Origin of the sequence: Amycolatopsis eburnea (assembly GCF_003937945.1) — a bacterium.
GTDB classification, from domain to species: Bacteria; Actinomycetota; Actinomycetes; order Mycobacteriales; family Pseudonocardiaceae; genus Amycolatopsis; species Amycolatopsis eburnea.
Genome location: NZ_RSEC01000062.1, coordinates 237,181 through 260,376 on the forward strand (window position 1 = coordinate 237,181; position 23,196 = coordinate 260,376).

Here is a 23,196-nt window from a genome sequence, read left to right on the forward strand (position 1 = left end):
GTACATCGGCGTCCCGGCGACGGGGTTTGAGGGCCGTTACCGCGCCGGGCAGCTGATCGTTACCCGCCGAGGTGCACCAGCCAACCGCCCTTCGCCGAAATGTCCTCCGCGCCTTCGATCGCCGCCGGTTCGCACAGGAAGCCCGGTACCCGGGTGCCGTCCGCCAGCTCGACCTTGCCGATCGCCAGCGGGGCGGGAATCCGGGACACGAACTCGCCGAAGCCGCGCACCGGCAGCTCCCACACCTCCGCCGCGATCGCGACGCCGTCCGACGCCACCCGCACCAGACCCGGCTTCGGCGGCACCGTGTCCAGCGCGTACAACCGGTAGGACGCCGACGTCGAAACCGCAGCCACGAACCGGCCGCCCCGCGAGGTCAGCTCGTGGTTCAGCGGCTGGCCGCGCAGGTGGGCGCCGACGACGACGATCGGCACCCGCTCGCCGCGCAGGCCCGCCAGTGCCGCCAGCTTCAGGTCGTCGTGCGGGGCGCCGAGCAGCATCACGCCGAACGGGCGCCCGGCCACGGTCCCGGCCGGCACCGCCAGCGCGGAGAGGCCGAACAGGTTGGTGGAGTTGGTGAACCGGCCCAGGCGCGCGTTGACCGCGACCGGGTCCGCGGCCACCTCGGCGAGCGTGGGGTGCTCGGTCGTCGTCGGGACCAGCAGCGCGTCGACGCCGGCCAGCGTCGCCAGTGCTTCGGCTCGCAGGCCCGCCAGTTTCGCCTGGTCCGCGAACAGCCGGTGGGCCGGGATGTCCCTGGCGCCGGTGATGATGCCGTGTACCACCGGGTCCACGTCGGCGGGGTGCGCGTCCAGGAACTCGCCGACCGCGGTGTACCGCTCGGCGACGAACGCGCCGCCGTACAGCAGTTGCGCCGCCTCCAGGAAAGCCGATATGTCCACAGTGGTCACTTCGGCACCCGCGGCCGCGTACTCCTCGACGGCGGCCTCGAACGCCTCGGCCCACCCCGGCGCCAGGGGCCCCAGCTCGGCGGGGACGCCGAGCCGGAACCGTCCCGTGTGGACCTGCGCGGGTTCGGCCAGGCACGTCAATGCGAACGACGCTTCCTCGACCGTCCGTGCGAACAGCGAGACGCAGTCGATGCTCGCGCACGCGGGCACCACGCCTTCGGTCGGCAGGAGGCCCGGGGTCGGCTTGAGCCCGACGATCCCGTTGAACGCCGCCGGCACCCGGCCCGACCCCGCGGTGTCCGTGCCCAGCGCCAGGTCGACGATTCCCAGGGCGACGGCCACCGCCGACCCCGAACTCGACCCGCCCGAGACGTACGCCGGATCCACGGCGTTGCGCACCGCGCCGTACGGGCTGCGGGTCCCGACCAGCCCGGTCGCGAACTGGTCCAGGTTGGTCGTGCCGAGCACCAGCGCCCCGGCCGCCCGCAGCCGGGCGACCACCGGGGCGTCGGCCTCCGGCTTGTACGCGTAGGCCGGGCAGCCGGCCGTCGTCGGCAGGCCCGCGACGTCGATGTTTCCCTTGACCGCGACGAGCTTCCCGTACAGCGGCAGCCCGCGGTCGGCCAGCGCCGCGGCCTCGGCCACCACCTCTTCTTCGGGCCGCAGGTCGATCCAGATCTCCGGGCGGTCGACCTGCTCGATCCGGCGGTACGCCGCCCGCACGCGTTCGACCGGGCTCATCCGAGCACCACCAGCGGCGTTCCGGGCGCCACCTGGTCGCCGGGGGACACGAGCACTTCGACCACCTCTCCGCTCGCCGGCGCGGGGATGCGCGCCTCGGTCTTCATCGCTTCCAGCGTCACCAGCGACTGCGCGTCCTCGACGCGCTCGCCCGCGGTGACGTCGACCCGCCAGACGGTCGCCGCGAACGGCGCCTCCACCACGTGCCCGCCCGGGGGTGCCTCGACCCGGGCCGGGGGCCGGGTGACCGGTTCCGGTTTCGGGTCGAACTCGCCCGCCGCGGCCCACGCCTGCCGCTCGGCCTCGAACGCGGCCGCCTGCGTCGCCCGGAACTCCGCGATGCTTTCGGCGTTGTCCGCCAAGAACTTCTCGTAGTCCGCGAGCGCGAAGGTGCCGTCGGTGGTGTCGAGTGGGAGCTGCCCGGAGGCGCTCCGCGCGCGCAGGTCCAGGAGTTCTTCGGCGGACACGGGGTACCAGGAGATCCGGTCGAAGAACCGCAGGTTCCACGGGCGCTCCCCGCCGTGCCAGCTGTTCCACACCTGCGTGGTCCGCCCGACGAACTGGTAGCCGCCCGGGCCTTCCATGCCGTAGATGCAGAGGTAGGCGCCGCCGATGCCGACGGAGTTCTCCGCCGTCCACGTCCGCGCCGGGTTGTACTTCGTCGTGACGAGCCGGTGGCGCGGGTCGAGCGGCGTCGCGACCGGCGCGCCGAGGTAGACGTCGCCGAGGCCCAGCACCAGGTATTCGGCGTCGAACACCGTGCGGTATACGTCGTCCACAGTGGACAAGCCGTTGACCCGCCGGATGAACTCGATGTTCCACGGGCACCACGGCGCGTCGTCGCGCACGCCGGTCATGTACCGCTCGATCGCCTCGCGCGTGGCCGGGTCGTCCCAGGACAGCGGGAGCCGGACCTGGCGGCTGGGCACCACGAGATCGTGCGTCGGCGGCAGGTCGCGTTCCAGCTCGCGCACCAGCCCGAGCGCCTTGCCGACCGGCAGCGCGTCGGGATCGACGTGCACCTGCAGCGACCGGATGCCCGGGGTCAGGTCCACGATGCCCGGCACGCCTTCGGCCGCGAGCCGTTCCGCGAGCGCGTGCACCCGCATCCGCAGCGCCAGGTCGAGCTTCATCTCGCCGTACTCGACGAGCAGGTTGTCGTCGCCGCTGCGGCGGTAGGTGACCGGCGGCTCACCGTCCGAAGCGGACAGTCGCGAGAGGACTCCGCCGTCCTCGCGCGCGGGCCGGCTCGGCTCGACCGCCGACGCGGGCCGGGTCCGCAGTGCCGCCGCGTGGTCGGTGCCGATCGGCACGAACCGCACGGTGTCGCCCGGCCGCAGCTGCCCGAGCTTCCAGCGCTCGCCGGTGGCGACCGTCGCCGGGCAGACGAACCCGCCCAGGCTGGGCCCGTCCGGGCCGAGCAGGATCGGCAGGTCGCCGGTGTAGTCGACGGCGCCGATCGCGTACGGCGTGTCGTGGATGTTCGACGGGTGCAGGCCCGCCTCGCCGCCGTCCGGGCGCGCCCACTGCGGCCGCGGCCCGACCAGGCGGACGCCGGTGCGCGCGGAGTTGAAGTGCACCTGCCAGTCGGTGGCGTAGAAGGTGTCGACGTCTTCGGGCGTGAAGAACTCCGGGGCCGCGTGCGGCCCTTCGAGCGCGCCGATCGTCCAGTGGGCGGTGAAGGCCGGCCGGTCCGCGACCGGGCCCACGACGGGGTCCGCCGGTGCCGGGCCGGGCCGCAGGACGTCGCCCGCGGCCAGTGCGCGGCCGCCGTGCCCGCCGAACCCGCCGAGGGTGAACGTCGCCGCGCTGCCGAGGAACTCCGGGACGTCCACGCCGCCCCGGACGAGCACGTAGCTGCGCAGCCCGGCCGTGCACGCGCGGACGTCCAAAGTGGCTCCGGCGGGGACTTCGACCGGGGTCCACAACGGAACTTCGGCGCCGTCGACGAGGACAGTCGTGGGCGCGCCGGTGACGCACACCTGCGCTGCGTGCGAGAACCGCAGCGCGACACCGTCCACAGTGCACTCCAGGCCGGGCGCGCCCTCGGGGTTGCCGAGGGCGAGGTTGCCCAGCCGCAGCGAAAGGTCGTCCATCGGGCCGCTCGGCGGCACCCCGACGTGCCAGAACCCGGTGCGGCCCGGCCAGTCCTGCACGGTCGTCATCGTGCCGCCGCGCACGACGTCGATCCGCGGCTCGGTGTCCGCGATGCCGTCCAAAGTAGACGTGTCGTGCGCGGCCGAGCCGAATGACGCGTCGGCCGCCGCCGCGCGCAGCTGCCCGAGGTTGGTCCGGACCCCGTCGACGCGGGTCCCGGCGAGCGCGTCCCGCAGGTTCGCCAGCGCGGCCGCGCGGTCGGGGCCGGTGCAGATCACCTTGGCCAGCAACGGGTCGTAGTGCGTGGTCACCGTGGTGCCCGGGCCGACCCAGGTGTCCACCCGGGTCCCGGCCGGGAACTCCGCCCGCGTGACGAGGCCGGAGCTGGGCCGGTGCCCGGCGTTCGGGTCCTCGGCGTACACGCGGGCTTCGACGGCGTGGCCGCGGGGGACCGGCGTCGCGCGGAACATCGCGCGGTCGCCCTGGGCGAGCCGCAGCATCCAGGCGACCAGGTCGACGCCGTACACCGCCTCGGTGACCGGGTGCTCGACCTGCAGCCGGGTGTTGACCTCGAGGAACGCCGCCTCGCCGCGTTCGGGGTCGTAGACGTACTCGACCGTGCCCGCCGAGCGGTAGCGGACCGACGAGCACAGCGCGACGGCCGAGTCGACGAGCTGCCGCCGGACGGCCTCGGGCAGGTCCGGCGCCGGGCACTCCTCGACGACCTTCTGGTTGCGCCGCTGCAGCGAGCAGTCCCGGGTACCCAGCGCCATGACCTCGCCGAGGCCGTCGCCGAACACCTGGACCTCGACGTGCCGCGCCCGGGTCACCAGCCGTTCCAGGAAGACGCCGGAGCTGGCGAAGCTCTTGGCCGCGACGCTGCGCACGGTGTCCCAGGCGGCGCGCAGGTCATCGGGCGACGCGCACGCGCGCATGCCGATGCCGCCCCCGCCGCCGGTCGCCTTGAGCATCACCGGGTAGCCGATGTCCGCCGCGCGCGCCAGCGCTTCGTCCACATCGGACAGCAGGCCGGTGCCGGCCAGCAGCGGCACGCCCGCCGCGATCGCCGCCTCGCGCGCGGTGTGCTTGCTGCCGAACACTTCCAGGTGCTCGGGCGACGGACCGGCGAACGCGATCCCGGCGTCTTCGCAGGCCCGCGCGAACGCCGCGTCCTCCGACAGGAAGCCGTAGCCGGGGTGGATCGCGTCGCAGCTGGTGTCGAGCGCGGCCTGGACGATCGCGTCCGCCCGCAGGTAGCTCTCCGCGGCGGGTGCGGGGCCGAGCCGTACGGCCCGGTCGGCCAGCCGCACGTGCGGTGCCAGGCGGTCGGCGTCGGAGTACACCGCGACGGTTTCGAGCCCCAGTTCCCCGGCAGTGCGCAGGATCCGGACCGCGATCTCGCCGCGGTTGGCGACGAGCAGCCTCACTCGCCGCCTCCGGGGGACGTGACGACCATGCGGACCGGCGTCGGGTCGAACCCGTTGCAGGGGTTGTTGATCTGCGGGCAGTTCGACACGAGGACGAGCACGTCGGTCTCCGCGCGCAGCCGGACTTCCAGGCCCGGCGCGGAAATGCCGTCGACGATGCCAAGCGTGCCGTCTTCTTCGACCGGCACGTTCATGTACCAGTTGACGTTGCTGACGAGGTCGCGCTTGCCGAGCCCCCACTTGGCGCCTTCGCTGAGGAAGTTCTCGACGCACGCGTGCTGGAACCGGGTGTGCTGGCCGTAGCGCAGGCTGTTGGACTCCTTGCTGCACGCGCCGCCGATGGTGTCGTGGCGGCCGCAGGTGTCGGCGACGACGGTCAGCAGCGGCGCGCCCTCCTGGGTGCGCAGGACGCTGCCCGTGGTGAGGAAGATGGTGCGCTGTGCGGCGATCGTCGCCGCCGCGCTGTAGCGCTTGGCCGTGTCGTTCGCGTCGTAGCAGAGGAAGTCGACGGCCTGGTTGCCGCCCAGGTCGATGATGGCCAGCTCGCTGCCGCGCTTCAGCACCGTGGAGAACGGGGCGCGCGCCGGGACGTCGAACGTCAGCTCCAGCCGGGACTCGTACGCCGTGCTCATGCGATCCCCCGTGCGGTCAGGTAGTCGGCGGTGTTCTCGAACGCGCGCTGCGCTTCCGGCGAGTGCGTCCACTCCGGACTGTCTGGAGTGGACGGTTGGTCCCGCCAGGCGAGGACTTCGAGGTTCGTCACGGTGTAGTCCGCCCGCGGGTCCACCGGGTGCGGCACGTTGGCGACCAGCACTATCGACGGGATCTCGATCCGCAGGTCGACGGACTTCCCGGCGCCCGCGGAGCCGGTGAACTCCAGCCCGCCGTCCGGCTGGACGCGTACGCCCTGGAAGAACGACAGGCTCGGCGGCAGGTCGCGCGGCCCGAGCCCGTTCTTGGCCGCGGCCAAGGTGAACAGTGGCAGGCCGGCGGGGGAGAGACCCTGCGGGGCGCCGTCGCCGTAGCGCTCGGTGTTGCCGTCCACAGTGGACGTCCCGCAGAGCGCGTCGTGGCGGCCGCTGGCGTCGGCCACGATCGTGGCGAGCACGCGGCCCTGATCGGACAGCAGCGCCACCTTTTCGCCGAGGTACGCGTTCCACTGCACCTTCACCGTGTCCGCGACGTTCAGCCGCTCCCAGGGCCCGTCGGCGTTGAACAGCAGCACGTGCGCGCAGGCGTCGCCCTCGACGTCGGTCAGGCGCAGCCGCGTCCCCCGGGCCAGCACCTTGTGCGTGTACCCGCCCCCGGCGACGGTCTCCGCCCAGGTCAGCGCCTCGGGCGCCACCCCGGGCGGGGGTGCCGGCCAGGTGCTCGCCGGGATCGACGGCATCGTTTCGACCACGGTGCCGGCCTGGGCCCGGGCGTGGTCCCGGGCGCCGTAGGTGGTGGCGGTGGTGCTCATGGACGTCCTCTCAGATCGCGGGTTCGAGGGCGGGAGCGGGGCGCAGCCGCAGCCAGCAGAGCCAGCCGATCACCAGTGCGCCGCCGACGAACTCTAGCGGGAACAGCAGCATCCAGGGGGCGCCCGAACCGGCGACGTCGTAGATCTCCGCGCGCGGCCAGGCGATGTTGACGATCATGGCGATCCCGTAGAGCACGGCTGCCCCGTTCAGCGGAACACCCCAGCGGCCCAGCGAGAACCGGCCGGGTTCCGCGGGGAAGCGGCCGCGCAGCCTTGCGACCAGCAGGGGGCCGGTGACCAGCAGGTACGCCAGGTAGACGACCACCACCGACGTCCCGGTGATGGTGCTGAAGAGCGTCGGGTTGCCGACGTTGAGCAGCAGGAGCGCGATGGCCAGCACGCCCGAAACGAGCGCGGGCGCGACCGGCGTCCCGGTTTTCGGATTCACCGACGAAAGTCGGGCGGAAGCGGGGAGCGCGCCGTCGCGGGCCATCGCGAAGATCAGCCGGACGGTGCCGGTCTGGATGGTGAGGGTGCAGACCACGACCGCGACGGCGACGTCGGCGAGGAAGACGCGGCCGAGGGTGTCGCCGAAGACGGCGGTGATGACGTACGGCAGGCCGTGCCCGGCGAGCTGCCCGTCGGTGAGGCTCGGCGCGGCCATCAGCGCGGTGACGACCACGGCCAGCCCGCCGATCCCGGACACGAGCACCGCCCGCAGCACGGCCCGCGGCGCGGCCTTTCGTGCGTCCTTCGTCTCCTCGGCGACCGACGCGGCGGTGTCGAAGCCGTAGAGGACGTACGCGGCCATGAGCGCCGAAGCGAGGACGCCGCCGATCCCGGCGCTCGTGCCGGGGGCGTCGTGCGCGACCACCTGCGGGCCGCGGACGGCGAACAGGCCGAGCCCGGAGATCAGGACGACGACGCCGAGCAGCTCGGCCGCGACACCGACGTCGTTGATCCTCGCCATCAGCCGGACGCCGCCGGCGTTGACGAGCGTGGTGAAGACGAGCAAGAGCGTGCCGAGGAGGACGGCGTTGGCCGCGCCCGACGGCGACGTCACCGAGGGGTCGCCGCCGACGAGCTGGAAGCCGTCCCACACCGAGGGCAGCACGACCTGCAGCGCGATCGCCGCGGCGGCGAGCGCGACGATGCAGCCGATCAGCATCATCCAGCCGGCGAGCCAGCCGAGGAACCCCTTCGAGAGCTGTTTCGCCCATTGGTAGACGGATCCGGCGAGCGGGAAGCGCGCGGCGAGCTCGGCGAAGGTGAGCGCGACGAGCAGCTGGCCGCCGAGGACGACCGGCCAGGTCCAGAAGAAGAGCGGGCCGCCGAAGGTGTAGCCGAAGCCGAAGAGCTGGAAGACGGTGGTGAGGATGGAGACGAACGAGAAGCCGGCGGCGAAGGCGGAGAACCCGCCCAGCGACCGGCGGAGCTCCTGGCGGTAACCGAAGGCGGCGAGATCGTCGGGTGGCATGCGGTCTCCTTGTTTCGATCGTGCGACAGAAATTAGGCCCGCGGCTGGACGTCCCGGTCTCCGTCGCGTTAGGGGTGCGTTAACGGCGGGGGCTTCCGGGCGTCAACAGCGACATGTGGGGGTAACCGCGGGTGCCGGGGCGCCGGACCTGGCAAGATCACCCCGTGGTCAAAGGCGCGGGAGTCGGCAGGCCGAGGGCGAGCGGAGCGGCGGCGAGCCGCCCGGACGCGCGCCAGGCGGTGCTCGACGCGGCAGGGGAGCTGTTCACCGGAGCCGGCTACGCGGCGACGACAACCCGCGCGATCGCCGAGCGCGCTGGTTTGCGGCAGGCGTCGCTCTACTACCACTTCCCGGCGAAGGAAGACATCCTCGCGGCGCTGCTGGCGGAGACGGTCCGGCCGTCCCTGGACCTGGCGGCCCGCCTGGTGGGTGCTTCCGGCCCGGCGGCGGTCCGGCTGTGGGCGTTGGCGTACGCGGACATCGGGCTGCTCGGCGGCGCCCGGCACAACCTGGGCGCGTTGTACCTGCTGCCGGAGGTGGGGTCGGCGAACCTGGCCCGGTTCCGGGCGGAACGGGCGGATCTGAAGGCGTCTTACGGTCGCCTGGTGGCGGCCGCGGGGGTGGCCCCGGAGGCGGTGGCGATCCGGACGGACCTGGTGTTCGGTCTGGTGGAGAGCATCGCCGTGGTGCGGCGGGACGACCCGGAACTGGATGTCGAGGCCCATGTCCGTGAAGGGGCGGACGGGGTGGTGCGGCTGGTGGGGGTGGAGCCGTCGGAGGAGCTGCGAGCCGAGGCCCACACCCTGCTGGCGACACTCACCGGCTGACGAGAACCCGGCGTCAGGAAGCCGTTGTCTGGAGGGCCTTGCTCAGCGCCGTCGCCGTCAGCTCCACCTGCCACGGCCTCGCCCCGCCCGCTCGCAGCACCGAAGCCACCGAGTCCTCGTCGGTCTCAGCCGGCGGGCGCCAGCACGTCCGCCGGACCAGGTCCGGCAGCAGCAGGTTCTCCACCGGGAGCCGGCGGTCCTCCGCGATCGCCGTCAGCGCCGCGCGCGCGGCGGACAGGCGGGCTGCCGCGTCCGGGTCCTTGTCCGCCCAGCGGTTCACCGGGGGCGGGCCGTCGGTCGGTTGCGACGGCGACGGCAGTTCCGACGCCGGGAGGGCGCGGGCCGCCTGGAGGTGGCGGAGCCAGCTCGCCGTGTACTTGCGCTGGACGCGGCCGCTGAAGACCGGGAGGGCCTGGAGGTCCTCGACCGTCTTCGGGTCGGCCGTCACCGCGTTGATGATCGCGCTGTCCGGCAGGATGCGGCTCGGCGCGCGGTCGCGTTTGCGGGCCAGCTCGTCGCGGGCCTGCCACAGCTCGCGGACCGCCGCCAGGCCACGCGGGTTGCGGATCTTGTGCACGCCGGACGTCCGGCGCCACGGCTCGGCCCGCGGGGGTGACGGCGGGGCCGTCCGGACGGCTTCGAACTCCTGCCGCGCCCACTCCAGCTTGCCCTGGGCGCCCAGCTCCGCCTCCAGCTTTTCGCGCAGCTGGATGAGCAGCTCGACGTCGAGGGCCGCGTAGTTGAGCCAGTCGACCGGCAGCGGCCGCTTCGACCAGTCCGCCGCGCTGTGCCCCTTCTCGAGGGTGTAGCCGAGCAGCAGCTCCACGAGCGTGCCCAGCGCGACGCGTTCGTAGCCCGCCAGCCGGCCGGCCAGCTCGGTGTCGAACAGCGCCGCCGGGTGCAGGTCCAGCTCGGCGAGGCAGGGGAGGTCCTGGGAGGCCGCGTGCAGCACCCACTCCAGGTCGTTGAGGACGTCGCGCAGCGGCTGGAGGTCGTCGGCCAGTGCGATCGGGTCGATCAGCACCGTGCCGGAACCCTCGCGGCGCAGCTGCACGAGGTAGGCCTTGGGCCAGTACCGGTAGCCGGACGCGCGTTCGGTGTCGACGGCCACCGCGCCGGTGCCCGCGGCGAGTCGCGCGCAGGCCTCGGCCAGCGCGGACGGTTCGGTGATCACCGGGGGCGTGCCCTCGGCGGGTTCGCGTAGCAGCACAGGGCCGCCCGTGGACTCGATCTCCATCCCGGTGTCCTCGGCCTCTGCGCTTCCCATGGTTGACGACCCTACGGGACGGGCATACCGCGCCTGGTCTGCCCGCCCCGCAGGGCTGTTCGCTTGCGTCAGCGGATCACGCCGGCTCGCATGGCCAGCGCCACCATCTGGGCCCGGTCGCCCGTGCCGAGCTTGCGCCCGATCCGGGACAGGTGGGACTTGACGGTGAGGGCGGAGAGCGAAAGCTCCTCGCCGATCTCCTTGTTGGACTGCCCGTCGGCGACCAGCTGGAGCACCTCCACCTCACGAGCGGACAGCTCGCGCGGGGTGTTGTCGGTGCCCGCGACGCGGGTCCCGGTGGCCAGCACCGGAGCCACGCTCGGGTCGGCGTACACGCCGCCCTCGAGCACGCGCCGCACGCCATCGGTCACGACGACCGGCGACGCGGACTTCAGCAGGTACGCCTGGGCCCCGGCCTGGAAGGCCGAGCGGACCGCGTACGGGTCGTCCGAGGATGCGAGTACCACGACGCGCGGCCAGCCGTGGCTACGGAGTTCCGTAACCAGCTCGATGCCGCTGCCGTCCGGCAGTCCGAGATCGAGGATCGCCAGGTCACAAGGCCCGGTGGCCTGTGCTCGCGCCCTCGCCTCGGCCACCGTGGCGGCTTCGTGGACGGTCCCCGCACCCATCTGTGCGAGTCTTGCTGCGATTGCCTCCCTCAACAGCGGGTGGTCGTCGACCACCAATACCGAAAAGAGCTCTTCCCGCGGGTGCGGAACCATGCTTGCCGGCAACGCGCCGGCTGGCGTGGATCGGACGGCCTGAGAAATGCCGACGGTAGCCACGTCACTACCTCCCTGGAGTCGGTCGTGCCCCCCGACCGGCACCGGGACCTTCGGCCGTTCAGCCGCGCCAGCTTTAGACCGAAAGTGGTGTCGTCGAAGGCACTGTAGCCGCCCGGAGGCCGTTGCGGGGGGATCGAATGGGTATCTATCTCAAACGAACAGTCACTCAGTGGGTTCGTAGTAACACGATCGGGCTAGTACACGGCCGGTTGTTAACGGATAGCCCAGCGAACACGATGCAAAGAAGTTGCCGACGGCCAAATGGCCGTGCAGATGGGTCGTGCAGCTGCCGGTGCGCCTAGTGACGGGGGTCCGGATGGCCGCGGGCCGGTCCCGGAATGTGGCCCCGGCCGGGGCATGATCAAGTTGCCGGAGCGGCTTCGGCAGGGTCTGCCGAGGCCGTGGCGCGTGACTGTCCGTGTCGATCACGGGGTCCGGGACGGCCTGGAACGCCGTGTTGATCTTGTTGCGGTGCGTGACCGCGGTGAGTCACTAACGAGGAGACGTGAAACGGCCTCAGAGCGGCCGGATGGGCGTATGGGGGTCTGTGATCGTCCGGCTCGGTTTCGGGCGCGGAGGGGTGCTTCCGGGGCCGCGAAGGCGTGAACGGCGTTCAGTGGACGTGAATTTTGCTCACATCGGTACAAGCGGGCTGCCTCGGGAGGACTTCGGGCGGGGTGCCGTTGCCGTTTCGTTGCGCGCGATCGCCCGATCGCCGCGGGGCAGGAGCGGGTCGGCGATGTCATGAAAGGGTCGTTCATCTCGCTGGACGTCATGAAAGGGTCGTTCATGGCGTCCGGAGGGGGCGCGGGTCAGGGGCGGGTCGGCGATGTCGTGTCGGGCGGTGCTGCGGTGTCTTGAATGAGTCATTCAGGACCTCCGAAGACCTGAATGAGTCATTCAAGACGCTTGCCAGGGCAGGAGCGGGAGCCCGGTCGCCGCGGGTCAGGGGCGGGTCGGCGATGTCGTGCCGGGCGGGGCTGCGGTGTCTTGAATGAGTCATTCAGGACCTCCGAAGACCTGAATGAGTCGTTCAGGACGCTTGCCGGGGCGGGAGCGGGAGCCCGGTCGCTGCGGGTCGGGAGCGGGGCGGCGATGTCATGAAAGGGTCGTTCATCTCGCCGGACGTCATGAAAGAGTCGTTCATGGCGTCCGGAAGGGGCCGTGGGTCAGGAGCTCTGCCGCTGCCCGAACAGGGTCACGCCGACCGGCGGCAGGCCCACCACGCTCGCCATCACCTGGCAGAACGCCTGCCCGTGCGGCAGCAGCCCGGCGTCCGTCGGGGTCCACGACGCCCGCAGCTCCAGGTCGTCGGTCCGCGCCGGGCCCGAAATGTCGCCGAAGCGGGCCGAGGACGTCTCGGTGACCGTGCCGCCCAGTGCCGTCCAGCTCGCGCCGGAGACCTCCAGCGCGTCCGTCAGCCACGACCAGCCGACCGCCGGCAGGAACGGGTCGGTCGCCAGCTCGCGGTCCAGCTCCGCGCGCACGTACATGACCAGCCGCAGCACGCCGTCCCAGCCGTCCTGGCCGTCCGGGTCGTGCAGCAGGACCAGGCGGCCCGAGGCCAGCACGTCGGCCGGGCCCGCCACTTCGCAGCTGACCGCGTACGACCACGGCGCGAGCCGCTGCGGGGCCCGCATGGGCTCCAGCAGCACCTCCCGGCGGGGCCGGACGGACTGCAGCGCCGCGACTGCTTCGCGGAAGAGCTCGGGCACTGGCGTCATCGCGGTCACGCTTCGACTTTAGGGCGGGCACGCCCCGTTGCGGGCGCAGGCGCGCCGATAGAAGGGCCGTCCCGAGGGCGTGGCACGATTGACGGCGATGTCACCGACCACGCCCCTGCCGCAGCGAGCCGCCCCGTCCGGCCGCCGCGAGCTGCCCGAAGCCCCGTTCCTGGCCGCCGCGCGCGGCGAACGCCCGGAGCGCACGCCCGTCTGGTTCATGCGCCAGGCCGGCCGCTCGCTGCCCGAATACCGCGCGCTGCGCGAGGGCGTGCCGATGCTCGACGCCTGCTTCGACCCCGAAATGCTCGCCGAGATCACGCTGCAGCCGGTCCGCCGCCACGGCGTCGACGCGGCGATCCTCTTCAGCGACATCGTGGTGCCGCTGAAGGCCGCCGGGGTCGACATCGACATCGTGCCCGGCACCGGCCCGGTCGCCGCTTCGCCGGTGCGCGACCTCGCCGCCGTGAAAGCGCTGCCGGTGCTCGAGCCCGAGCACGTCGCGAAGGTCGCCGACGGCGTCCGGCTGCTCGTCGAGCGGCTCGGCGGCACCCCGCTCATCGGCTTCGCCGGCGCGCCGTTCACGCTCGCCAGCTACCTCATCGAGGGCGGCCCGAGCCGCAACCACGAGCACACCAAGGCGCTGATGCACAGCGAGCCGGCGCTGTGGCACGAGCTGGCCGGGCGCCTGGCCGACGTCGCGCTGACGTTCCTGCGCGCGCAGCTCGACGCGGGCGTCGACGCGGTCCAGCTGTTCGACTCCTGGGCCGGCGCGCTGTCCGAACGGGACTACCGCGAGTTCGTCCTGCCGCACTCGGCGCGGGTCCTCGCGGGCGTCGCGGAGTACGGCGTGCCGCGCATCCACTTCGGCGTCGGCACCGGCGAGCTGCTCGCCGCGATGCGCGACGCGGGCGCGGACGTCGTCGGCGTCGACTGGCGCATCCCGCTCGACGAAGCCGTGCGGCGCCTCGGCGGCAAAGCGGTCGTGCAGGGCAACCTCGACCCGGCGCTGCTGCACGCGTCCTGGCCGGTCCTCGAAGCCGAGGTCCGCCGGATCGTCGAAGAGGGCAAGGCGGCCGACGGTCACATCTTCAACCTGGGCCACGGCGTGCTGCCGGGCGTCGACCCGGACGTGCTGACGCGCGTGGTCGGGCTGGTGCACGAGCTGTGAAGCGCGTCGCGGTCGTCGGCGGGGGCGTTTCCGGGCTGACCGCGGCGTACCGGCTGCGGCGGCTGCTCGGCCCGGACGCCGAGATCGTCGTGTTCGAGAAGACGAAGACGCCGGGCGGGAAGCTGCGCACGGCCGAGCTGGCCGGCGTCCCCTACGACGTCGGCGCCGAGGCCTTCCTCGTCCGCCGTCCCGAGATGCTCGCGCTGGTCCGCGAGCTGGGCCTCGACGTCGTCCACCCGACGAAGGCCCGCGCGAAGATCCACGCCGGCGGCAGCGTGACCGGCATGCCGCCCGGCACGCTGATGGGCGTCCCGGCGTCGGCGGAGTCCGTGGCCGGCGTGCTTTCCGAAGCGGGACGGCGAGCCGTCGAAGCCGAAGCCACGCTGCCCGAGCTGCGGCTGCCGAGCGGTGACCTGCCGCTCGGGCCGCTGCTGCGCGAGCGCTTCGGCGACGAACTGGTCGACCGGCTCGTCGACCCCCTGCTCGGCGGCGTCTACGCGGGGGGCGCGGACGGTCTCGGCCTGCGCGCGACCATGCCGGGCCTCGCCTCGGCGCTGGCCGCGGGCGCGGGTTCGCTGACCGCCGCGGCGGCCGCCCAGCTGCCCGCGAACCCCTCGACCGCGCCCGTGTTCGGCACCGTCCCGGGCGGGCTCGGCACGGTGATCGACCGGCTCACCGAGGCTTCCGGTGCCGAGCTGCGGGCCGGGCTGCCGGTCTGCGACCTCGAACGGCACGGCACCGGCTGGCGGCTGCGCATCGGCGCCGCGCCGACCGCGCACGCGCCCGCCGACAACACGGTCGAGGCCGACGCGGTCGTCCTCGCCGTCCCCGCGCCCTCGGCCCGCCGGCTGCTGGCCGACCTGGTGCCCGCGGCTTCGGCGGCGTTCGGCGAGGTCGAACTGGCGTCGATGGCCGTGGTCGCGCTGGCGCTGCCGCCCGGCACGCCGTTGCCGGACGCGTCGGGGATCCTGATCGGCCACGGCGAGCGTGACGCCGCAGGCAAGCCGTACGCGTCGAAGGCGTTCACGTTCTCTTCGCGCAAGTGGAGCCACTTCGGCACCGGCCCGGTGCTCGTCCGCGGCTCGGTCGGGCGCTTCGGCGAGCTGGGCGCGCTGAAGGCCGACGACGTCGAGCTGGTCCGCGTGGTGCGCGACGACCTCGCGCGCCTGACCGGCGTGACGGCCGCGCCGATCGAGACGCTCGTGACGCGGTGGGGCGGCGGGCTGCCGCAGTACGGCGCCGGGCACCTCGAACGGGTCGAGCGGATCGAGAAGGCGATCGCGGCGGTCCCGGGGCTGGCGGTCGCCGGCGCGACGCTGCACGGGGTCGGGCTGCCGGCCTGCGTGGCCACCGCGGAGGCGGCCGCGCAGCGGATCGCGGCGCACCTCGCCGAGTGAGTGCTCTCACCTGACCCGTGGCGGCGACCGGGCCGCCGCGGTGACAGGATGGACGTATGGCGCGGGTCAACTACAACGAGCTCAACGACACCATCCGGTACACGACCTGGTCGGTCTTCCGGATCGAGCCCGGCAGGCTGGGCGAGGACCGCGGGACCGCCGGCCGCGAGACGACCGAGTACCTCGACGGCCTGGAGGCCAAGGGCGTCGTCGTCCGGGGCGTCTACGACGTGTCCGCGCTGCGTGCCGACGCCGACTACATGATCTGGTGGCACGCCGAGGAGATCGAGCAGGTGCAGGCCGCCTACTCCGGCTTCCGGCGGACCCCGCTCGGGCGCGCGTCGACGCCGGTCTGGAGCCAGACCGCGCTGCACCGGCCCGCGGAGTTCAACAAGAGCCACATCCCCGCCTTCCTCGCGGGGGAAGAGGCGCGCAAGTACATCTGCGTGTACCCGTTCGTGCGGTCCTACGAGTGGTACCTGCTGCCCGACGCCGAGCGCCGCAAGATGCTGGCCGACCACGGCAAGGAAGCCCGCGACTACCCGGACGTGCGCGCGAACACCGTGGCGTCGTTCGCGCTGGGCGACTACGAGTGGATCCTCGCTTTCGAGGCCGACGAGCTGCACCGGATCGTCGACCTGATGCGCCACCTGCGCGGCACCGAGGCGCGGCGGCACGTGCGGGAGGAAATCCCGTTCTACACCGGCACGCGCGTGCCGCCCGCCGAGCTCGTCGCGGCCCTCCCGTAGTGCGCGAGGCAGTCGAGGGCGCCTGGCGGGCGCTCACCGGTTCGGCGCCGGGCCCCTTCGAGCTGACTGGCACCGAAGACGTGCTGCCGGGCCCGTACCGGGTGGCGGCCGCCGCGACGGCGTCGATCGCGGCGGCGACGCTGGCGGCAGGCGAACTGCTGAAGCAGCGCGGGATCGAGCCCGGCGTCGTCACCGCGGACACGCGGCACGCGGCGGCGGCGTTCCACAGCGAGCAGCTGCTGCGCGTCGACGGCACAGGCGCGGAGTCGGTCTGGGCGCCGCTGTCGGGCAACTACCGCACGGCCGACGGCTGGGTCCGCCTGCACTGCAACTACCCGCGCCACGAAGCGGCGGTGTGCTGGGGGCTGGGCGTACCCGGCACCCGGGGCGCGGTCGCGAAGGCGGTCGCGGGACGGCCCGCGCGCGAGATCGAGCACGCGGTGGTGTCCGCCGGGGGAGCGGCCGCCGAGCTGCGGTCGCCGGAGGACTGGGCGGCGCACCCGCAGGGGACCGCGGTGGCTTCGCTGCCGCTGGTTTCGCTGGAGCCGGTGGGTGCGGCGCCGAAGCGGACGTTCTTCTACTCGGACCGGCCGATGGGCGGCGTCCGGGTGCTGGAGCTGACCCACGTGCTGGCCGGGCCGGTCGCCGGGCGGGTCCTGGCCGCGCACGGCGCCGACGTCCTGCACGTCGGGGCCGCGCACCTGCCGCGCGTCGAGGCGCTGGTGCGGGATACCGGGCAGGGCAAGCGTTCGACGTTCGTCGCCCTGGACACCGAGGGCGGGCGCGCGCGGCTGAAGAAGCTGATCAGCCGGGCGGACGTGCTGGTCCAGTCCTTCCGGCCGGGCGCGCTGGAGAAGATCGGGTTCGGCCCCGCGGAGCTGGCCGAGCTGCGGCCGGGCCTGGTGATCGCGGACCTGAGCGCGTACGGCTGGGAAGGCCCGTGGGCGCGCCGGCGCGGGTTCGACAGCCTGGTCCAGATGTCGAACGGGATGGCGTTCGGTGCGGACGAGCCGTCGCCGCTGCCGGTCCAGGCCCTGGACCACGCGACGGGCTGGCTCGCGGCGGCGGCGATCATGACGGCGATCCACCGCCAGCTCGTGGACGGCGGCACCTGGCGCGCGCGGCTGTCGCTGGCGGGCACCGGCCGGTGGCTGGATTCGCTGGGGCGCAAGGATCCCGCGGGCGCCGAGGTCGACTACAGCGACCTGATGGAGGACGCGGACAGCGGCTACGGCCGGTTGACGCGGGTCCGGATGGCGGGCGGGCTGCCGGGAGCGGAGCCCCACTGGGACTTCGGGACGCGGCTGCCGGGAGTCGACAAACCGACCTGGACCCCCTGACGCAGGGCCCCGGCAAAGTCAGGCAGCGCGGCCGATCCGCCCCTCCGCGATGTCATGAAAGGGTCGTTCATCTCGCCAGACGACATGAACGACCCTTTCATGACATCCCCGCGACGCCGGGCAGACCACGCGGCCAGCCGACTCCGCGGCCGGTCACCGGCTCGCCGGCGCGACTTTGCCGGGAGGAGGTCCTGAATGACTCATTCAGCGCCGCCGCAACCGCTCCCGCAACCCCCGCCGGGGCTTCGGCAAGTGCCCACCCGCGATCAGCCACGCCACGAACTCGTCCGCGTACGCCCCCGACCGCTCCGCCGCGAGCTTCGGCCGCTCCGCGCTGAATTCCGCGAACAACGGCCCGTACCGCTCACCCAGCGCCTCAGCCACCTCAGGCCGCTGATAAGCCAGCACCCGCCCGTGCTTCCGCCGCAGCACCGAAGCCTCCACCCGCAACCGCGCCGGATCGAAGCCCGAAGGCGCCGGGCCCGAAGCCAGCAGCGCGTGCAGCAGCTCCGCCTGCCGCGCCGCCAGTTCCTCGCGGCTCACACCGTCACCGCCGCGCGCAACGCCGCCAGTTCCGAGGCCAGCTCGGCGTCGCTCGGGTAGTCGTCGTCGCGCTCCAGCAGCACCCCGGGCGGGTCCGTCCGGCGCCGCAGTTCCGTCAGCAGCGCCAGCACTTCCGGCAGCACGGGGTGCGCGTGCGTGTCGTGGTAGACGCCGTCGCGCTCGATACCGCCTGCCATGTGGACGTACGCCAGGCGCTCCCACGGGATGCCGTCGAGGAACGCCGCCGGGTCGGTGCCGATGTTGCGGGCGTTGGCGTACAGGTTCGCGACGTCGATGATCAGCCGGCAGTCCGTCCGCTCGGTCAGCTCGGTGAGGAACTGCTCCTCGGTCAGCTCCGCGTCCGGCCACTCCAGCACCGCGGCGATGTTCTCCAGCGCGAACGGCACGTCCACGATGGACTGGGCCAGCCGGACGTTCGCCACCAGCACGTCGAGCGCCTCGCGCGTGCGGGGGAGCGGCATCAGGTGCCCCGAGTCGAGCCCGCCCGCGCGCACGAAGCACACGTGGTCGCTGACCAGTGGCGCGTCCACGGCCCGGGCGATCTCCGCCAGGTGCTGGACGCGGCCGGTGTCGAGCGGCTCGGCCCCGCCCAGCGACAGCGAGACGGCGTGCGGCAGCACCGGCATCCCCTTGCGCCGCAACGCCACCAGCGTCTCCGGGAGGTGGTCGGCGTGCAGGTTCTCCGCGACCACCTCCACCCAGTCGACGCCCGGGAGCCGCGCGATGGACAGGTCCAGTTCGTGCCGCCAGCCGATCCCGATGCCGAGCTCACCCACCGCAACCCCCTCCGCCGCACGACGAACCGCACGAAGACCCGCTGCTGCACGACGAACTCGAGCAGGACGAGCCGCTGCTGCACGACGACCCGCCCGACGAACCACCGCCGCCGAACGACGTCACCGGCGGGGTCAGCGCAGCGCCGAGCTCTTCGTCCGGGTACATCGCCCAGCCGCCCAGCGCCACCGCCGCCGCGGCGCCGCCGAGCAGCACGCCGCCCGCGAGCATGCCGGCCGGCACCGGCCCGGACGCCGCCGAGCGCGCCTGGCCCAGCACCCGGTTCCCCGCCGCCGACGGCTGCCGGGGGCCCGTCTTGGACCGGCGGACCGCGGCCACGATCGCCAGCACCGCCGCGACCAGGACCAGGAACACCAGGATGCCGACCGGGCGGCCGAGCGCGATGCCGTTGACCAGCCGCACCAGGCCGAACGCGAGCACGGCGAGCTGCAGGACCAGCCCGATCGTCCGCGCCTGCCGCTTCGCCGCGGCCGAGGCCAGCAGGCCGTGCTGGTCGAGGCCCTCCTCCAAGGCCCGCATCGCCGCCGACTGGCGGCCGTACGCCCGCAGGGTCGTCGTCGTGCTCTGCTGGGCCATGTCGTAGACCGCCTGCTCCAGCGGCTCCGACGGCCGGGCGCCCGCCTGGCTGACCTGCTTGGCGCTGTTGACGCGCAGCTGCCCGCGGTCCACCAGCGCCGCGATCGCCGCGTCGACGGCCCGGTCGGGGCCGCCGGCGAGGAACGCGAGCTGGTAGACCGTCGGCGGCGGGACGGGCCGCCCGGAGTCCGCGCGCAGCGCGCGGCTGCCCACGACGCCGGACACGATGAGCCTGATCAGCAGGACCGCGCCGAGCAGCGCGATGTAGAGGACCACGAAATCCGGTCCGGAAATGCCCCACGGGTCGTCCATCGCCCGTCTCCCCTCAGTGTGTCGCGATTACCGTAGCTGTGAGACGCACGCGCTCGCGTCGGCGTTTCAACCGCCGCAGCCCCCGCCACCGCCGCCACCGCAACCCCCGCCCCCGCCGCCGCAGGAGCTGCCACCCCCGCCGCCGCAGGAGCTGCCGCCGTAGTAGCCGACGGCCGCGCCGCCCCCGGCGCTCGCCCAGCGGGTGCGCGAAGCGCGGTAGGGGCGCGCCGGCGACTTCTGCGTGGCCCGGCTGACCGCCAGCCGGATGTCCTTGTCGGGGTGCCCGGCGAACCCGCCCGCCGCGACCGCCCCGGCCGGGCCCGCGGTGAGCGTGCCGGCGCGGCGCGCGTCCGCCGCGGCCTTCCGGCCGGCGGAAGTGGCTTTGACCTGCGGCTCGTTGCGGGTCTTGACCGTCGCGAAGATCGCCAGCACGAGGCCGAGCACGAGCAGGCCGAGCAGGTAGCCGACCGGGTGCCCGGTGCTCGCCCCGGCGATCAGCCGGACCACGCCGAGGACCACCAGCAGCCACAACGCCACCGCGGCGGCCACCCGGGTCGTGCGGGCCTTGCGCGGGTCGGCGAGCAGGCCCCGGCCGGCCAGCGCGGTTTCCAGCTCCCGCAGCTCCGGGTGCTCGGCGACGGCCGCGCGCACCCGGTCGACCGACGAGCCGTGCTTGCCGACCTTCTGCAGCGCCGCGCGGCCCAGCGCGTCGATCGCCGAGCCCTTGACCCGCGAGACCCGGCCGCTGCCGTCGAGCCGGACGACCTGCTGGTCCAGCAGGCGCGCGACGACGACTTCGCCGGCGCGCAGCCGCCCGCCGGTCAGCAGCGCGAGTTCTTCGGCCCGCTTCGGCGCTCCGCCGGCGTGCCCGCGCGCCAGCAGCGCCAGGCGCACGACGGCCACCAGCGCCGTGAGGAGCAGCAGCGCCAGGTACAGGCCCGCGAACACCGGTCCGGGAATGCCCCAGGTGTCGGTCATGAGTCCGCCCTCCCTCGTCCGTGTGCGGAGACTACGTTCGAGGAAGGGCGGCGGGTTGCTCGCTTAAGGAGGATTTAGGACTCGGAGACCAGTTTCAGCGAGATCGAGTTGATGCAGTAGCGCTGGTCGGTCGGCGTCGGGTAGCCCTCGCCCTCGAAGACGTGCCCGAGGTGGCTGTGGCAGGAGGCGCAGAGCACCTCGATCCGCTTCATGCCCATCGCGCGGTCTTCGCGCAGCAGCACGGCGTCGGAGTCGGCCGGGTCGAAGAAGGACGGCCAGCCGCAGTGGCTCTCGAACTTCGTGTCGCTGCGGAACAGCTCCGCACCGCACGCGCGGCACTCGTAGACGCCGGTCGTCTTCGTGTCGGTGTACTCGCCGGTGAACGGCCGTTCGGTGCCCGCCTGGCGGAGCACGGCGTACTCGTCGGGGCTGAGCTGCTGCCGCCATTCCTGCTCGGACTTCACGACGCGCGGGGTCGCGCCGACAACGGGTTTCATACCTTTCACCCGATCCACGTTACGCCGCGAGCCAGGCGAGGGCGTGCACCACGATGTCCCATGCGGTCACGATCACGCCGAGCACGATGAGCACCACGATCAGGGCCGACACCCAGTACCGCAGCCCGCCGAGGCGGTTGCTGGAGTCCGCGAAGTCGGCGACGCCGTCCAGCGCCGCCTCGATGGTGAAGTTGGGACCGGAGCGTTCCATCCGGTCGAGGTGCTCGGCGAACGCGCGCGCCTCCGGGTCGTACGGGTCCAGGCCGACCAGGTCCTCGTGGAAGCGAGGATGCTGGCCCGGCAGCGAAGCTCCGTTCTCGGCCATACCCCCACGGTAGGCCATCGGCGCCCGTCAGCCCACCAGCGGCGCGTTAAGTCTCAGTAGCCGGAGCCGGCCGCGCCCTGCGGGCCGAGCCGGGTGTCGGCGTCGATGAGCATCTGGCCACCGCTCATGACGATCCGGTAGCCGTTGCGCGTGCCGTTGACCGTCAGGTTCATCGTGATCGAACCGTCGGAGTTCGAGCCGCCGCTGTCCGCGCGGGCGCTCGCGTAGTCGTTGACCTTGTTGTTGGCCCAGTAGTCGGCGAAGGCCTGCTCGCTGCCGTACACCTGCTGGGCGGCCGGGGTCAGCTTCGACCAGCCGCCGGCGGGGTTGTCGTAGAACGCCGTGAGCGCGCGGCCGGCGGCGCCGAAGTCGGTGATCTTGCTTTCCGGGACCGTCTTGCCGAGCCCGGCGGGCGCGTTCGTCGCGCTGCTCTCGCCGCTCTTCGGCGTGGTGTGGCCCGTCGTCGGCTGGGTGCCCGGCGACTGGGCGGTCTGGTCGCCGCCCGAGCCGCCGTTGCCGGAGTTCAGCACCAGGAACAGGACGACCGCGAGCACGACGACCGCGGCGCCCGCGCCGGCGAAGATCGCGTACTTGCGCTTGTTGTCCGGTTTCGGCGGGTTCGAAGAGTACTGCGGTGCCCTGGCCGTCGGCGCGGCCGCGGGCATCGGTCTGGGCGGGGTGTTCGGCGGTGCGGCGGGCGAGCGCATCGGCATGAACGCCGCGGTCGGGCGCGGCGGGTTCGACGCCGCCTTGTTCGCGGGCACCGGCGTGCCGACCGGCGGCGACGCGGGCGCCTTCTGGTCGGTGCGCTGCCACGGCGGGCGCTCGCCACCCTCGGCGGGCCCGGCGGGCTTGCGTCCCGCGCCGCCCGACAGCAGCGGCGGCGACGCCGACGTGCCGCCCTCGGTGCGGGCCAGCGCGGCCAGCCGCTCGCGGGCCTCGGCCATGCTCGGCCGCTCGCCCGGCTCGCTGCGCAGCAGGCTCATCAGCAGCGCGGTGGCCGCGCCCGCCTGCACCGGCGGGTTGATCTGGCCGTTCGCGGCCGCGTAGAGCAGCGCGAGCTGGTTGGTGGTGTTGCCGTACGGCGTGGTGCCCTCGATCGCCTGGTAGAGGGTCGCGCCGAGGGCGAAGACGTCGGAGCTGGGCACCGGGTCGGCGCCGCGCGCCAGCTCGGGCGCCAGGTAGGCGGGGGTGCCGCCGATCAGGCCGGTCGCGGTCAGCGTCATGTCGCCGGCCGCGCGCGAGATGCCGAAGTCGGTGATCTTCGCGGTGCCGGTCTCGTCGATCAGGATGTTGCCCGGCTTGACGTCGCGGTGGACGATGCCGGCGCGGTGCGCGGCCACCAGCGCGGACGCGACCTGCTCGCCGATGCGGGCGATCCGGCCGAGCGGGAGCGTGCCCTCCTCGGCGAGGATCGTGGAGAGGCTGGGCCCGTTCAGGTACTCCATCACCAGGCACGGGTCGCCGTTGTGCTCGGCGATGTCGAACACCACGATGGCGTTCGGGTGCTGGAACCGGGCCGCGTTCTTCGCCTCGCGCATCGCGCGCTGGCGCATGTTGTCGCGCTCGGTCTCGGAGACGCCCGGCTGGGGCAGGATCTGCTTGATCGCGACGGTGCGCTCGAGGCGCACGTCGGTGGCGCGCCACACGACTCCCATGGCACCGCTACCAATGTGCTCGACGAGGCGGTAGTGCCCCGCGATCAGCTGACCGGTGTCGATGGCGGCTGCTCCTGACGAAATTCCCGGTGGTGGTGACCCTGCTCAGCGCGTTTCCG

20 protein-coding genes are annotated in these 23,196 nt (G+C 73.3%); 5 read left to right on the forward strand and 15 right to left on the reverse strand.

Annotated features, from left to right (window positions below; all coding sequences use genetic code 11):
• Nucleotides 1-59: 59 nt before the first annotated feature.
• From EIY87_RS43260 to EIY87_RS43280, 5 genes are read right to left on the reverse strand one after another with little or no spacing between them, the layout of a single operon-like run.
• On the reverse strand, nucleotides 60-1,652 hold the full coding sequence (locus EIY87_RS43260) for an allophanate hydrolase (RefSeq protein ID WP_125315797.1): 1,593 nt from the start codon (nucleotides 1,650-1,652) through the stop codon (nucleotides 60-62).
• Nucleotides 1,649-5,176 carry an urea carboxylase gene (uca, locus tag EIY87_RS43265; protein ID WP_125315798.1) on the reverse strand — a complete coding sequence of 1,176 codons (3,528 nt, stop codon included), beginning with the start codon at nucleotides 5,174-5,176 and terminating at the stop codon, nucleotides 1,649-1,651. The genes EIY87_RS43260 and uca overlap by 4 nt, the downstream gene beginning before the upstream one ends.
• Nucleotides 5,173-5,808: an urea amidolyase associated protein UAAP2 gene (locus EIY87_RS43270; RefSeq protein ID WP_125315799.1), complete on the reverse strand. Its 636-nt coding sequence runs from the start codon at nucleotides 5,806-5,808 to the stop codon at nucleotides 5,173-5,175. Before EIY87_RS43270 ends, uca begins: the two co-directional genes overlap by 4 nt.
• A complete protein-coding gene (locus EIY87_RS43275; RefSeq protein WP_125315800.1) occupies nucleotides 5,805-6,638 on the reverse strand; it encodes an urea amidolyase associated protein UAAP1 in 834 nt (277 codons plus the stop codon). Before EIY87_RS43275 ends, EIY87_RS43270 begins: the two co-directional genes overlap by 4 nt.
• A gap of 10 nt (nucleotides 6,639-6,648) precedes the next feature.
• Nucleotides 6,649-8,115: an amino acid permease gene (locus EIY87_RS43280; RefSeq protein ID WP_125315801.1), complete on the reverse strand. Its 1,467-nt coding sequence runs from the start codon at nucleotides 8,113-8,115 to the stop codon at nucleotides 6,649-6,651.
• A gap of 164 nt (nucleotides 8,116-8,279) precedes the next feature.
• Between EIY87_RS43280 and EIY87_RS49095 the strand changes: the two genes are divergently transcribed.
• Entirely contained in the window at nucleotides 8,280-8,942 is a 663-nt protein-coding gene (locus EIY87_RS49095; RefSeq protein WP_125315802.1) for a TetR/AcrR family transcriptional regulator, read from the forward strand.
• A 13-nt stretch (nucleotides 8,943-8,955) separates the two neighbouring features.
• On the opposite strand, the gene EIY87_RS43290 is transcribed toward EIY87_RS49095, so the two are convergent.
• From EIY87_RS43290 to EIY87_RS43300, 3 genes are all read right to left on the reverse strand, one after another.
• Entirely contained in the window at nucleotides 8,956-10,179 is a 1,224-nt protein-coding gene (locus EIY87_RS43290; protein WP_125315933.1) for a ribonuclease D, read from the reverse strand.
• Nucleotides 10,180-10,277: 98 nt separating this feature from the next.
• On the reverse strand, nucleotides 10,278-10,994 hold the full coding sequence (locus EIY87_RS43295) for a response regulator (protein ID WP_033261886.1): 717 nt from the start codon (nucleotides 10,992-10,994) through the stop codon (nucleotides 10,278-10,280).
• A 1,169-nt stretch (nucleotides 10,995-12,163) separates the two neighbouring features.
• A complete protein-coding gene (locus tag EIY87_RS43300) occupies nucleotides 12,164-12,727 on the reverse strand; it encodes a DUF3000 domain-containing protein (RefSeq protein ID WP_191984486.1) in 564 nt (187 codons plus the stop codon).
• An 88-nt stretch (nucleotides 12,728-12,815) separates the two neighbouring features.
• On the opposite strand from EIY87_RS43300, the gene hemE reads away from it, so the two are divergent.
• The 4 genes from hemE to EIY87_RS43320 are packed head-to-tail and all read left to right on the forward strand — an operon-like array spanning nucleotide 12,816 to nucleotide 17,372.
• Nucleotides 12,816-13,886, forward strand: a complete 1,071-nt coding sequence (gene hemE / locus EIY87_RS43305) for a uroporphyrinogen decarboxylase (protein ID WP_125315803.1) — start codon at nucleotides 12,816-12,818, stop codon at nucleotides 13,884-13,886.
• Nucleotides 13,883-15,283: a protoporphyrinogen oxidase gene (hemG, locus tag EIY87_RS43310; protein ID WP_125315804.1), complete on the forward strand. Its 1,401-nt coding sequence runs from the start codon at nucleotides 13,883-13,885 to the stop codon at nucleotides 15,281-15,283. Before hemE ends, hemG begins: the two co-directional genes overlap by 4 nt.
• A gap of 56 nt (nucleotides 15,284-15,339) precedes the next feature.
• Entirely contained in the window at nucleotides 15,340-16,032 is a 693-nt protein-coding gene (gene hemQ / locus EIY87_RS43315) for a hydrogen peroxide-dependent heme synthase (protein ID WP_125315805.1), read from the forward strand.
• A complete protein-coding gene (locus EIY87_RS43320) occupies nucleotides 16,032-17,372 on the forward strand; it encodes a CoA transferase (RefSeq protein ID WP_125315806.1) in 1,341 nt (446 codons plus the stop codon). Before hemQ ends, EIY87_RS43320 begins: the two co-directional genes overlap by 1 nt.
• 204 nt (nucleotides 17,373-17,576) lie before the next feature.
• Here EIY87_RS43320 and EIY87_RS43325 read toward each other — a convergent pair whose 3' ends face one another.
• The 7 genes from EIY87_RS43325 to EIY87_RS43355 form a co-directional block, all read right to left on the reverse strand.
• A complete protein-coding gene (locus EIY87_RS43325; protein ID WP_125315807.1) occupies nucleotides 17,577-17,915 on the reverse strand; it encodes a hypothetical protein in 339 nt (112 codons plus the stop codon).
• Nucleotides 17,912-18,712 (reverse strand): DUF692 domain-containing protein, encoded by an 801-nt coding sequence (locus EIY87_RS43330; RefSeq protein WP_125315808.1) that lies wholly within the window; start codon nucleotides 18,710-18,712, stop codon nucleotides 17,912-17,914. Before EIY87_RS43330 ends, EIY87_RS43325 begins: the two co-directional genes overlap by 4 nt.
• Complete coding sequence (locus EIY87_RS43335) at nucleotides 18,705-19,619, reverse strand: TIGR04222 domain-containing membrane protein (RefSeq protein WP_125315809.1); 915 nt, start codon at nucleotides 19,617-19,619, stop codon at nucleotides 18,705-18,707. Before EIY87_RS43335 ends, EIY87_RS43330 begins: the two co-directional genes overlap by 8 nt.
• Before the next feature lie 66 nt (nucleotides 19,620-19,685).
• A complete protein-coding gene (locus tag EIY87_RS43340; RefSeq protein ID WP_125315810.1) occupies nucleotides 19,686-20,597 on the reverse strand; it encodes a TIGR04222 domain-containing membrane protein in 912 nt (303 codons plus the stop codon).
• 74 nt (nucleotides 20,598-20,671) lie between these two features.
• Entirely contained in the window at nucleotides 20,672-21,094 is a 423-nt protein-coding gene (gene msrB, locus EIY87_RS43345) for a peptide-methionine (R)-S-oxide reductase MsrB (RefSeq protein ID WP_125315811.1), read from the reverse strand.
• 19 nt (nucleotides 21,095-21,113) lie between these two features.
• Nucleotides 21,114-21,419: an aminotransferase class IV gene (locus EIY87_RS43350; RefSeq protein ID WP_191984487.1), complete on the reverse strand. Its 306-nt coding sequence runs from the start codon at nucleotides 21,417-21,419 to the stop codon at nucleotides 21,114-21,116.
• A gap of 53 nt (nucleotides 21,420-21,472) precedes the next feature.
• Entirely contained in the window at nucleotides 21,473-23,125 is a 1,653-nt protein-coding gene (locus EIY87_RS43355) for a serine/threonine-protein kinase (protein WP_191984499.1), read from the reverse strand.
• Nucleotides 23,126-23,196 lie beyond the last annotated feature (71 nt).